17 protein-coding genes are annotated in these 12,524 nt (G+C 43.0%); 3 read left to right on the forward strand and 14 right to left on the reverse strand.

Features of this window, described 5'->3' with window-relative positions; translation table 11 throughout:
* Positions 1-146: 146 nt before the first annotated feature.
* Both ACXADT_RS18530 and ACXADT_RS18535 read left to right on the forward strand, forming a co-directional pair.
* A complete protein-coding gene (locus tag ACXADT_RS18530; RefSeq protein WP_474832288.1) occupies positions 147-1,268 on the forward strand; it encodes a GAF and HD-GYP domain-containing protein in 1,122 nt (373 codons plus the stop codon).
* An 83-nt stretch (positions 1,269-1,351) separates the two neighbouring features.
* Positions 1,352-1,900 (forward strand): CBO0543 family protein, encoded by a 549-nt coding sequence (locus ACXADT_RS18535; RefSeq protein ID WP_474832289.1) that lies wholly within the window; start codon positions 1,352-1,354, stop codon positions 1,898-1,900.
* 121 nt (positions 1,901-2,021) lie between these two features.
* On the opposite strand, the gene ACXADT_RS18540 is transcribed toward ACXADT_RS18535, so the two are convergent.
* From ACXADT_RS18540 to ACXADT_RS18605, 14 genes are all read right to left on the reverse strand, one after another.
* Positions 2,022-2,201: a YjcZ family sporulation protein gene (locus ACXADT_RS18540; protein WP_270181210.1), complete on the reverse strand. Its 180-nt coding sequence runs from the start codon at positions 2,199-2,201 to the stop codon at positions 2,022-2,024.
* Between the two features lie 170 nt (positions 2,202-2,371).
* Positions 2,372-2,623: a zinc ribbon domain-containing protein gene (locus tag ACXADT_RS18545; RefSeq protein ID WP_474832290.1), complete on the reverse strand. Its 252-nt coding sequence runs from the start codon at positions 2,621-2,623 to the stop codon at positions 2,372-2,374.
* Positions 2,624-2,693: 70 nt separating this feature from the next.
* Positions 2,694-3,605 carry a helix-turn-helix transcriptional regulator gene (locus ACXADT_RS18550; protein WP_474832291.1) on the reverse strand — a complete coding sequence of 304 codons (912 nt, stop codon included), beginning with the start codon at positions 3,603-3,605 and terminating at the stop codon, positions 2,694-2,696.
* A 23-nt stretch (positions 3,606-3,628) separates the two neighbouring features.
* Positions 3,629-4,123, reverse strand: coding sequence for an N-acetyltransferase family protein (locus ACXADT_RS18555; RefSeq protein WP_474832292.1), 495 nt, complete (start codon positions 4,121-4,123; stop codon positions 3,629-3,631).
* 81 nt (positions 4,124-4,204) lie between these two features.
* On the reverse strand, positions 4,205-4,588 hold the full coding sequence (locus tag ACXADT_RS18560) for a DUF4181 domain-containing protein (protein ID WP_474832293.1): 384 nt from the start codon (positions 4,586-4,588) through the stop codon (positions 4,205-4,207).
* A gap of 223 nt (positions 4,589-4,811) precedes the next feature.
* Entirely contained in the window at positions 4,812-5,288 is a 477-nt protein-coding gene (locus ACXADT_RS18565) for an N-acetyltransferase family protein (protein ID WP_474832294.1), read from the reverse strand.
* A 131-nt stretch (positions 5,289-5,419) separates the two neighbouring features.
* Complete coding sequence (locus ACXADT_RS18570; RefSeq protein WP_474832295.1) at positions 5,420-6,256, reverse strand: DUF2785 domain-containing protein; 837 nt, start codon at positions 6,254-6,256, stop codon at positions 5,420-5,422.
* 51 nt (positions 6,257-6,307) lie between these two features.
* Positions 6,308-6,826: an N-acetyltransferase family protein gene (locus ACXADT_RS18575; protein WP_474832296.1), complete on the reverse strand. Its 519-nt coding sequence runs from the start codon at positions 6,824-6,826 to the stop codon at positions 6,308-6,310.
* A gap of 2 nt (positions 6,827-6,828) precedes the next feature.
* Positions 6,829-7,011, reverse strand: coding sequence for a hypothetical protein (locus ACXADT_RS18580; protein WP_474832297.1), 183 nt, complete (start codon positions 7,009-7,011; stop codon positions 6,829-6,831).
* A 13-nt stretch (positions 7,012-7,024) separates the two neighbouring features.
* Positions 7,025-7,912 carry an EamA family transporter gene (locus ACXADT_RS18585; RefSeq protein WP_474832298.1) on the reverse strand — a complete coding sequence of 296 codons (888 nt, stop codon included), beginning with the start codon at positions 7,910-7,912 and terminating at the stop codon, positions 7,025-7,027.
* A gap of 36 nt (positions 7,913-7,948) precedes the next feature.
* Positions 7,949-8,350 carry a hypothetical protein gene (locus ACXADT_RS18590; protein ID WP_474832299.1) on the reverse strand — a complete coding sequence of 134 codons (402 nt, stop codon included), beginning with the start codon at positions 8,348-8,350 and terminating at the stop codon, positions 7,949-7,951.
* Between the two features lie 156 nt (positions 8,351-8,506).
* A complete protein-coding gene (locus ACXADT_RS18595) occupies positions 8,507-9,382 on the reverse strand; it encodes a phosphotransferase family protein (protein WP_474832300.1) in 876 nt (291 codons plus the stop codon).
* Positions 9,383-9,487: 105 nt separating this feature from the next.
* Complete coding sequence (locus ACXADT_RS18600; protein WP_474832301.1) at positions 9,488-10,216, reverse strand: PAS domain-containing protein; 729 nt, start codon at positions 10,214-10,216, stop codon at positions 9,488-9,490.
* A 279-nt stretch (positions 10,217-10,495) separates the two neighbouring features.
* Positions 10,496-11,482, reverse strand: coding sequence for a bile acid:sodium symporter family protein (locus ACXADT_RS18605; protein ID WP_474832302.1), 987 nt, complete (start codon positions 11,480-11,482; stop codon positions 10,496-10,498).
* Positions 11,483-11,955: 473 nt separating this feature from the next.
* Between ACXADT_RS18605 and ACXADT_RS18610 the strand changes: the two genes are divergently transcribed.
* Entirely contained in the window at positions 11,956-12,516 is a 561-nt protein-coding gene (locus tag ACXADT_RS18610; protein ID WP_474832303.1) for a glycerol-3-phosphate responsive antiterminator, read from the forward strand.
* Positions 12,517-12,524: the final 8 nt, after the last annotated feature.

Genomic DNA, 12,524 nt, shown 5'->3' on the forward strand with positions numbered 1-12,524 from the left:
TTCCTTTACCTACCGCTTTAATACATCAGCGTGTATGATAGAATTATCCTACAAATCCTTATTTTTCTTATCATACCATTTTTTATAGAAAGAAATAGAACGAATAGACTAGAATCCCAAATAGGTAGACGAGGAGGTCTCGAGTTTTGGAATCGAATCGGTATCATAAAAGTGAATTAAATTCTGAAGAACTTCTCCAAATCATATTCGATTATGCTGCACAGATCACGACCGAAAACAGCCTCGATCGTTTGCTGATGTTGATGGCAGATATGGGACGAAAGATGACCTTAGCGGATCGGTGTACACTTTGGCTTTATGATGAAACAAAAAATGAGCTATGGGCACGGGTCGCCCATGGAATGGAAGAAGTTCGGGTCCCTTCATCAGTAGGTCTCGCGGGACACGTATTCCAATCCGGGGAACCTCTTGTAATCGATGATGCTTATCAAGATGAGAGATTTCATTCTGTCATCGATATACAGACCGGGTATCGAACGAAATCCGTCATGGTGATCCCTGTGAAGAACAAACTCAATAAAACGATCGGTGTTTATCAGGTGATCAATAAGCTAACGGAAGAGTCTATATTTCATCCGAATGACTTGAAGTACTTAAGTCTTGCAGCCTCCTATACAGGTCAAGCACTAGAAGCGATGCTCGTCAACATCGAAATCGAAGAAACGCAAAAGGAAATCCTCTTCAAGATGGGAGAGATCGGAGAAGGACGCTCGAAGGAAACCGGTGCACATGTGAAACGTGTCGCTGAGTATGCGAAACTCCTCGCATTAAAGGCAGGGTTAGATGAAGATGAAGCTGAACTGATCAAAGTTGCTTCTCCGATGCACGATATCGGAAAAGTCGGGATTCCAGACGCTATACTGAATAAACCAGGAAAGCTATCTACGGAAGAATTTCAATTGATCAAAAACCACTCAAAGATTGGGTACGACTTATTGAAGAGCTCAAAAAGATCGATTCTTCAAGCCGCTGCGATCATCGCAGAGCAACACCATGAGCGCTGGGATGGTAAGGGTTACCCTAATGGCCGGAGCGGAGAAGACATCCACCTATATGGGAGGATCGTCGCCGTCGTTGATGTCTTCGATGCCCTTGCATCACACCGCCCGTATAAAGAAGCATGGGAGCTCGATCGCATCCTTACATACTTTAGAGAAGAAAGAGGCAAACACTTTGATCCGATGTTAGTCGATATGTTTCTTCGGAATGTTGAAGCGTTTGTGAAGATTAAAGAGCAGTATTCGTAATGAAGGATTATGTGTATAAAAATAACAAACTAGCCAACTTTAAGTACTAACCGAAAAAATAATAGTGGCGAGGTAATATGGAAATGGGAGCACCTTCATGGGAATCGATTACATCCATCAGAGAGTCTTTTCAAGTACAATATTGGAACCATTGGTTACATGATGATTTGTTTTCATTTGGTTGGTGGTTAATACTGATCATCAATCTAATCTTTCTATATGTAGCATTCAAACTCATTGATCGCAAACGTTTATTTGAATTATTGACTGTTGGTGGAATCGTCATCGCCATCAGTACGTTGATGGATGTTATTCTGATACAATATGGTTTTACTGCCTATCCAACAAGTATAACACCATTAAGCCCATCGTTTTTTGTTTCAACCTACATCGTTTTACCAGTGATCTTCATGCTGTTATATCAATACTTTTTCACTTGGAAGAGCTATATGCTGGCTATGATTATCACATCGTTACTACTCGCTTTCATTGTAGAAAACCTTCTTCGCTGGGTGAACGTGTACGAATATATCAAATGGAATAATGTTTATTCCATGATTGCTTATTTATTGATCGGTATCATCGTGAAAGTTCAGATGACTATCTTTAGTAAAGCATCGATCCGCTCGTAAGAAAACCATCTGCTAAAGTATGAAAAGATCGCATTCGCATCCAATAAAAAAAGCGTTCCATAAACGAAACGCTCTTTTCCACTGGTTTTATAAGGGCATGTCCAATGCCCAGCAGCTCATTTTAGTAGAAGCCGCCTCCGAAACCACCGTAGTTTCCGCCGTAGTTGCCTCCAACATTACAGCAACGACCTCTTCCGCCTGCGTAGCCAGCAGCACCAACGATAATTAATAGAATAAATAGAACCACAACTAAAGCAAATAGTCTGCCATCATCGCGTCTATGCTTCTTGTCAGCACCCATCTTCTCAACCTCCCTATTCTAGTTTCTATACAGTGTATGTCCAAGCTACCATGACTGGATAGGCAGGAATTGAAGTTACGCGAAAAGAGGCATCTACCTCTAGTACTGTCTATCATATCTTTAAGAATCCATAGAAAAAGACGGAGCTCATAGAGTCCGCCTTTTCTAAATTACGCCCACCTTTTTAACTTTGGTAAAACGTCTTTCATCATGTCTCGCGCCTCGGGTTCCTTCATGCCTTCCTCGACGAGATGAGGAACACAGATGTTCACCATTTCGTTCATCGTGACATTCGCAGTGAATGATCCATTTTCATAACAATAGACGCAGTATTCTTCGTTTTTGGATCCATCTTGATTTGTACCAAAAAGCTTTTCATCTTCCATCGGCATTGCACAACTTTGACATACTGGTTTGTTCATTTTGACTCCTCCTTAATAAGTAAAATCTAACCTTATTATAAGAAAGGAAAACGACACCGTTATGTCGTAATTACAGATATTTTTTCAACGTTTTCTCCGCACGGTCTTTGATTATCGATCGAATATGGTTTGGTTCAATCACTTCCACCTGATCTCCAAAATGGAGAATCATCCCATATACCCATTCATCTTCAGGATAATATTCCGAAACATAAATGAAGCCATCTTCATGAAACGCCAAGCGATCGAGCTCGAAATAATCCTCCAACTGATTGAGCGCTTGTTTATTGAACTTTAATCGAACAAGTACTCGTTCACGTTCATCCTCAGTAAAATCGAATGGCGGAACCTCTCTTTTTTGATCGATGGTTCTTTCTGTCGTCTGCACCTCATACATCCTGCCTAATTTAAACAATCTGAAATCATTTCGAAGGTTACAGAACGCATATAGATACCATTTGTTGATTTTTAAAATTAAGGAGACGGGCTCAGCTTCACGAGACGTAACATTCCCGTTAATATCGATGTATTGAAAATGAATGGCTTTTTGCTGATCAATCGCTTTTTGTATCACATTCACTTTCTCTTGCTTTTTCAATTCCGGTCCCCAAGCACTGAAATCGAGAATAAGAGACCGATTAGTTGAAACGGGTTGGCTCATTTTTATCGTTGCAAGTTTTTCAATGATGTTCTTTAAGTTCTTATCGTCATACGTTTTGTATACACCATCCAACGCCGTCATTAAAAGTTGATGTTCGACGTCGTTAAAGTAGCCGTTATGAATCTTGAACGTTTCCAAAATAGCGTACCCACCGTTCACCCCTTTTTCAGAAGTGATTGGAATACCCGCTAGTTCAATGGACTCCATATCACGTTGAATGGTTCGAACGGAAACTTCGAAATAATCCGCTAGTTCTTTTGCCGTCATCTTCTTTTGATTCAAGAGTTTAATCACAATGGCGAGTAAACGCTCTGTCTTCATCAATCAACACCCCACCGTCTGCACTAAACACCTACCACATCACTTCTTCTTTCGAATAGAATCACATCTCGCCATCGCCCATCTTGCATGCGTCCCACCCTTTTCCGAATTCCTAGTTTTTCAAAACCATTCTTCTTATGTAACGTAATACTACCGATGTTCTCAGGAAAGATCCCAGCACTTAGCGTCCAAAAGCCCGCCTCTTCAGACCTTTTGATTAACGTTTGCAGCAACAAATTCCCGATTCCCTTCCCCTTTTCACGCGGATGAACATAGACGCTCACCTCTCCGACTCCGCGATACACGTACCGACTCGACGATCGATTGCATTTACACCACCCTTGAACACCACGTTCGTCCACTGCGACCAAGGTACATTCATTAACAGCGTTCGAGATGAACGCTTCGTAGGTAGGTGTGCTATGCTCAAATGTTGCGTTACTCGTCTCGATTCCGAACCGATAGATTTCTTTCACTTCTTCCCAGTCTTCCCTCGTCATTTCTCGAATGTTGGTCATTGTTAAACTCCTTATTTGATCGACTAGCGGTATTTATACGACCTAAAAGCAGAAAACTTCCTAGCGAGAAGTTCATCCAATTCAAATGCTTCCTCTTTCCCATAAATAGAATACTCCAAATGCAAGAACGACCATACATGCAGCTAACCACTCATGGTAATGTGCTTTACTCGTTGGATCTTGAAGATAATCCTCCACTCCACGATTGATGGATATGAGAAAGGCCATGATCATCGATGGCATTAACATCACGATCGCTGGGGAATTTGGTCTCTCAACGATGAATTCAAATGAAGTAAAAATGAAGGCAAGCACAATCACAACATCGATGATCATCGAAACTTTATACCGCTCATCATGGAAAATCCATCTACTACGCTCTTTAATACCTAGCATTCGCTTCATGTAAATTTCGCTTACGAAGAGATAGATGACGGTTAAAACGATTAAATAGAAGAACAACACAGTACCGCCTCCTCTACAATCTACTGTTCTTGCCTATACTCCTTTGAATTCCATGCCCAAGAGAAAAACATATGAATGAGCATCGCTAAAAACGACACCATGAAATATTCCCCCCACGTGAAGGGGCTTCCGTTGAAGGTATCTACAGTAAGATGACCTAAAAACAAACTAGCAAAAGTAACAAAAAACCTGCTTTTTTTCTTATTCTCCTCTTCTTTCATTCTTAGAACCTCGCTAACGTTTTATCTAAACTATAGTACTGCTTCCCTTCGTACACCCGCTCATCATAAACTTCAAACCCAATCGAACGCCAAAAACGTAACGCGTATGTATTTTCCGCATGAACAGCGATCTGAATGAGATCGGCACCTTTTTCAACCATCTTACTCTCATAAAGACCGTACACTTTCCTAGCATAGCCTCGCCCCTGGTATTGCCCATCGATTATCAATAAACTTAACCACGGCTTTCGAGATTGCGGGCTCTCCATGCCGTATTCGATGACCCCTAGAACGTGTTCATTCTCCTTCACCAAGTACCGTTCAGTATGAAACTCCTCCACATCACGATACTGCTCTTGTAGATCTGAGTCATCTAGCGTTTCTTTATCAAACGCGATCACATTATAAGCAGGGTTACGATTGAAAATCTCCTTCTCAACTTCGAGCTGCGTGCCATCACATGGTACAAATGTAATCATTCTCCCTCTCCTTTTACAGAAAAATCGCATGATCATGCGTGGAATGAACATGAGGATATTTGCGATGATCTCGAGAAACGTATATTCTCCAAGTTCCCGTAGAAGCCCTTTTTCTTTCCGCTTTCTCACCGTTACTCACCGCTTCCATAAAACTTCTTCATCCATTTCTCTAGTACATGCTCGATCGCAGTCATTGTTTCTTCTGCCTCATGACGAAATTTTAGTCTGAAATAACAACTTTTAAGAAAGCCTAATACGTTCGCTTTTGTATGAGAAAACGCGGCGCTAAATCCTTCTTGGTCGAACGAAGAAGTGAGCTCATCGTCAACTCGCTTCACCCATGTTGCGAGGACATTATCTTTTAACCCTTTATGAAGAAGTGCCTCTATCGCCATCAGTAACCGCTCGTCTTCATCGTCAACGTACACACCTTTTTTAAAGAGACAGCCCGCAATCGTATTCATACAAGTATCGATCTGTTCTCTACGAAACGCATCATGACGAATCGCTTCATCAAGTGCATCAGCACCGTGCGCGATACTGTGCGCCCAGCCCTTCCCCTTCACATAACCTCTTACATCACACTCTTCCTGAAGGTAGCGCACGACTGCTTCAGTTGTATCTTGAATCAGTTCATCTGGTAAAAAAGAGGATTCACGGTCTTTATGTAAAATCAATGCGATGACCAGTACAGAAAATGAGCGAGTAAAAACAGCATCACCTTTTTCCTCAACTATTTTATAGAAAAGATGCTGATCATCAAGACATGTCTTCAACGTTTCGATTAACTGCTCTTCATTTAGATGGTTCTCCATCACAAGATGACAAAACGTGCGATAGATTAACTCATCCCGTAGCACCGGATCCGTTGTCCCGATTTCACTTAGCATCTCTTGAAGAAGCGCATCCATGTCAACGGCTTCACAATCTAACTCTCGTAACGTCTTCTCTAGCGTTTCAACACTCACTGACAACACCCCTTTTTCCATAGTTTAACAGGTTTATTACGAATGTCAGACTTAATCTAACAACCGACGAATCGAAGACCATCCATAGTTTACCGTGACAAGAGGATGGCCGTTGATAAGATCGGTCTGCTCACTGAAAACCTCCCCATCCAATCGGTCATAAAAAGCTCTGGCAGCTTCGTTCGCTTTGAAAGTCCCGATAAACATCGATTCCACATGATGTTTTAAGAAATGCTGAACCGCTTTTTGTATGAGCTGCTTCCCTATTCCAACATGTTGATACTCCTGCAAGACATAGAGCATCTTAATTTCACCTTTATGACCTTTTGGAGGATGTACCGCGAACGTTCCAAGAACAAATCCTACGATTTTCTCATCGCATACTTTTACGAAGGCAAAAGGACGTCGGACATCACTTTGGAAGATGCGCTCAAATCGATCGAGAACCGTTTTATATGTAACTGTTTCTAAGAAATCTCGTGGTAGAATGACTGCGTGACTTGATAGAAATACTTCTATATAGATATCCACCAACTCTGGTAGATCTTCTGATGTCATCTTTCTGATCAACGTTATCCCCCTCTCATCACCTTATTGCCTGCGTTAACACATACATGAGCAGCAGCGCGTATCCCATAAAGCTTCTTCTCACTAACCTCTTCTCCCTTCATCCTTAACCAAGCAGGATAAAAGAATCCGATTACCGGGGCTAGTATGAGTCCGATCGACATCAGGGCAACTGCAATAACATCCATATTTATCACGTCCTTACCCATGAGCTTTGTCTCTCACCATATCCCCGAGTTCATTGATTACGATCGCTGCGACGATCAACAGCACCCCTATCCACTGTAAAAACGAAACGGCTTCCGACAACACGATCATCGCCGAAATGATGGCAACAGGCAGTTCGATGGAACTTAATACGTTCGCTAGCCTTCCTGTAATGAGCGGAGCGCCCTTCGCAAAGAACAGCGTCGGGATAACGCCTCCAACAAGCGCGAGTCCTACCCCTAATAACCACAAACGACCGTCTATCACGGCGATCGTTGGGATGTCTCGAATGAACACGATCATGACGAGAACGAGAGAACCAGCCACCATCAGCATACTCCGTACGATTGGATTGGACTCTGTTGCAACCTGTCCGCTAAAGAAAATGAACCCGGCATAAGATGCACCTGCGAGAAATCCTAACAATAAGCCGAGGGGATGAAGTAACGACACCCCGCTAACGATGATATTTGATGCGAACACAACTCCTGTCAACGTGACGAGCAATGAGAGGAAATTCATTCTTGTCGGCTTGACCTTGCTGAAAATCCACTCGTAGATCATGCCGATCCAAACGAATTGAAAGAGCATGATGATGGCTAATGATGCGCTCAAATACAACATGGCACCGTAATAGAAGATGCTCGTTAGTCCCATCGCCGTCCCTGTCATCATGATTTTTATCAAATCATTTTTCGACTGGTTAACTCTTAACCCTTGTAACAGGCATAAACCGAGCAATAATAAAAAGGCGAGTAGCATTTGAACAAGATTGACCTGCCCTAATGTGTACTCATAGCCAAAGGCTGTCTTCACGAAGATCGGCGTGAATCCAAAGCTTCCTGCCCCGATTAGGACATAGGTGATTCCTTTTATCTTCATACCGTTACCTCCTTCCCTAAACAAAAAGACGCACCCCTACTTAGGAGTTACGCCTTTGTCGTACCGTTGCCGCTTGAAAAACAACACATCGAAGAACGTGATCCCAACTGCAATCCCGAACGACGTGAAGAAATCAAGGGGACGGATGTCCGTTGACGTGATCAACGAGACCGCAACATCCATCACGGTCAGACCTCCAAACCAAGCTAAAAACTTTAGAAGCCTCCCCTTCTTTTCATCTCGGTCCATTCCAAACAATTTCACGATTGCAAGGATGGCAAGATAGAAAACATAGAGAAACAGGAACACCAAACCAGCGATCACGAATCCTATTCCTAGGTTGCTGTTTATGTCTCTGTAGACGATTAGCATCATGAGCATTAAGCTGATCAGTAATAAGCTAAACAATGTGACATTTACTTTATGTAGTCTTCTCAACGTAATTTGCTCCTTTTGCGGGACAAGGGGACAGGTTCACTGTCCCTCTCACGTGAATATCAATTAGTTTTACTGGTACATGGACCCTGTCCCTACGTCCCTCTCTCCTTCCATAGTTTAACAGATTGCAAGACACGGGGACAGGTCCTCTGTCCCTCAAGTCTTATGGAGAAACCCTCTTAACAAACCATAGTTCCGCTCCATAAATGACCGATTCTTTTCAACCCCTCTTCTTTTGCACCAGCCAATCGAATTGAACGCATCGACGAATGCGTAGAACGGTAACACTTTTTCTAGATCGATAAGTGGGCGAACCGTTCGATACCCTTCCTCAAAGGCTTCTAATGTCCCAGGAAAGACGCTGAAGATATCACGATTGATCTTTGTAAAGTCGATTTCTGTTGAACCGATTCTGACACTTTCAAAATCAATAATCCCTGCAACGCGGTTCTCATTAACCAAAATATTTCCTGGACGAAAATCCATATGTACAAAACTCGGACCATCTTTAGGTGGAAGAGAATGCTGGAGCTGGTGAAAATGGTGAAGTGATCGCTCATACAACCTGTGATCGATCACTTCCTTCACATCCTCCGCAAATGAATAAAACTGTCGTTCAATGAACTGAGCCCATTCGTCATACTCGTTCGAAACTGCGCTCTCGAAATCCGATTTCTCTGGAACGATGGCATGTAGTTTGGCATGATGAACACCGATATCATACGCCAAAGCGGGATCAACTTTTTCAGAAAGAGGAATCCCATCGATTGCAGATAATAATAGTGCTCCAGTGATGTCATCATCACCTTCCCAGTAATCTAGCAGTTTCGGCACAGGCAGCTCGTTATCTAAACGCTTGAGAACCGTTACTTCACGGTCCCGTTTGACCTTGGAGTATGGAATTTTAATATATACAAGGTGTTGATCACTGAGTTTCACCTTATATACAGTCGAACTAAATGACTCTGGAACATTCTCGACTGCTAGCACGTTCAACTTGAAGGTGTCGATTACTTTCTGTAATTCATCCATGGGCATACCTCTTTTCTGGGACCCAGGGACATGGGACCCAGGGACAGGTTCACTGTCCCGCTCATCTGATATGTCACTGGGACAAGGAACCTGTCCCTTCGTCCCTCACCCAAACACGTCTCTTAAAGCGATTCCTAAATTCTGATAAAAAGCAGCTTGAACGTTCTCTTCATGCGATTTACTCCACTCGATTGCGACAGACGGACGGACTCCAGTGATGATGACGTTCGTACCGATAAGAGAAACTGTTTTCACTAGCTTTTGAATGTTAGCGAGAAGAACTGGATCAATGTTTCCAATCGAGGAAAGGTCGAGGATCAATCTACTCACCCTGAGCTCCGAAACCCTTTCGACCCCTTTATCGATGATATGATTAAACTCATTTTCATCCATCGTGGATTGAAGAGGAAGTACCGCGATTCCTTCACTAAGAGGAATGACGTTTACTGACAAGCTTTCGACACGACTTACGAGCTGCAATTGTTTTTTATAGAGGTCCGTGACATCTGTAAACTCAACCATTGCACCGACGACGATGTCATCTTCTCTTAGCAGTCTCGTTTGAATCGAGAGGAATGTATCGTATTTCCCATATTGATAAGGCATCACATCGATGTGATATTCTTTATGAGTTTTAACCGTCCTCTCTACATGCCGAACCTCTTCAGGAGCATCAGGGAACACCTCATACATGTCTCTCCCCAGCACTTCTTCAGGTGATAATTCTAGTAAACTTGCTCCGGATTTGTTAAGTAACGTGATTCGATATTCCGTGTCGATGGCTAAGACTCCGTAAGAAACGTGATCTAGCACAGCACGAGAAAGGCTGTCCACCCTTAATTCCCCCTTCACTACTTGAGTGTTTGTTGTTTTATGCCGTCCTTTAGATATAGGAACTATTCTCTATTAATTCGTCATCGTTCGTCATGTCTCCTTTTTTTGGGGGACGGAGGGACAGGTTCACTGTCCCTCTCACCTACAGGGAGCGTGGAACATGCTTGAAGCGATCCATCTACTAAACATATAGCGTGTCAGACTTTGTCGGTCTGACACGCTATGGCTTATTTATTCATAGAAAACCCAGGTCATCGACGATATGACCTGGGCTTTCGTTTAAATTCCGGTTCTTTGCAATTCAGTTTTAACCTGAGTGCTTGAATCACTCTCTTTTCCTTCAATCGGTTTCTTCGACCAAATCGTAGCAAGAATCGGCCCCGATATATTATGCCAAACTGCTGCGATAACATTTGGAAGTGCCGCTAGTGGACCGAAGTGAGCTGTTGCGAGGGCAACACCGAGTCCAGAGTTTTGCATACCGACTTCTATCGAAATCGCACGGCGCTTACTTTCATCTAACTTCATCACTAATGCTGTAACGTAGCCGAGCGAGAGTCCTAATAGATTATGAACCATCACAGCTGAGAAGATCAACAAACCTGACGTTGTAATACTTTCAACGTTTGCTGAAACAACAGCAGACACGATGATAATGATCGCCATGACTGAAATCAGAGGGATAACGGCAGAACTTTTATCAACCGCGGTTGGAAACACTTTTCGAACGAGTACCCCTAAAGTTATCGGTACGATGATGACTTGTACGATCGATAGAAACATAGCGATGGGATCCACTGGTAACCATTGCCCTGCTAGTGCTAACAATATGAGTGGAGTTACGATCGGTGCGAGCATAGTAGACAACGATGTCATCGCAACAGAAAGAGCAAGATTCCCTTTTGCTAAATAAACCATCACGTTCGACGATGTTCCACCAGGTACAGATCCTAGCAATACGAGACCAGCAGCTAATTCAGCGGGCAGCTGAAAGACGATGGCTAGAAGCAAGGCGATCAAAGGCATGATGATGAATTGAGCCGCAACTCCTATGATGACAGGAACAGGCTTTTTTAGAACCAATTTAAAGTCTACTGGCTTTAGTGTAAGTCCCATCCCAAACATCACGACTCCTAATAGAATCGTAATGTAACTTCCTAACCCTAAGAACGGTGTTGGAATGAAGTAAGCAATTAGCGCTACTCCAATCACCCATAGAGCGAAGTATTTTCCTGCAAGATTACTGATTGATTCTAAGATTTTCATAGACTACACTCCCTTATGCCAGTGGTTTCGACAGGTAAATCGACGGATCAAATGCTCACCTCGTATGACAAGTCGAATAGCTAATGAATCGAATTATACACAATAATCTAAATATTTCAATAGTAATATCGCAATTCTTTGGGACGGAGGGACAGGTACCACGTCCCTCTCTTCCATCTCTACTAATTTGGGACAAGGAACCTGTCCCCACGTCCCTCCTCTTTACAAACCCTCCATATTTATTTACAAAATTCGACGTTTTCCTTAATACCGACTTTATAAACACGTTGTAAGCTGTAGTTGTAATTGAATAACTGATTGATAGAACAAGTGGAGATCATACGGAGAAAATCTTGTTCATGTCAAAAGAAGGAAACACGTTCCGGAGCACTATGCTCTTATTTTCGGCGCGTCCTCTTTTGACATGGATGGATTTTCTCTTTTTTATTTCGTGAGTTCAGGAGGGAATTTACATGATTCAATTAACTGATCTAAACCCGATGGTCGCTGCCGTTCGCGAAGAAGCGCACGTACAGGAGGCGATCGATTCGAACGTCGATATCATCTCGATGATGACGGGGAACCTGTCGAACATCGAAGACATTGTGAAGACAATCCATGAGGCAGGAAAATACTCCTTCCTTCACGTCGATCTCATCAAAGGGCTCGCAAACAACAACGAAGCTGTCGACTACCTAGCAAATAGAGTTCAGCCAACAGGCATTGTGACGACGAAGGGACGCTTGATCAAACGGGCGAAGGAGTCCGGACTTCTCGCAATTCAGCATAACTTCATTATCGACACGCAGGCATTCGCGATGAGCATTCGTTCTGTGAAGCAGAATCAACCGAATGCGATTGAAATCATGCCAGGCTTGATGCCTCGTGTGATACGGGATCTAAAAACGGAGATTGAACAACCACTCATCGTCGGTGGGTTGTTGAACACACAGGAAGAGATCGAGGAAATCCTCAAAGCCGGAGCAAGCGCAGTTGTATCTGGGAAACCAGAGCTTTGGAACTTGAAACTTTAGGATTGGAG

This window comes from Anaerobacillus sp. ABR4_321, from assembly GCF_056158505.1.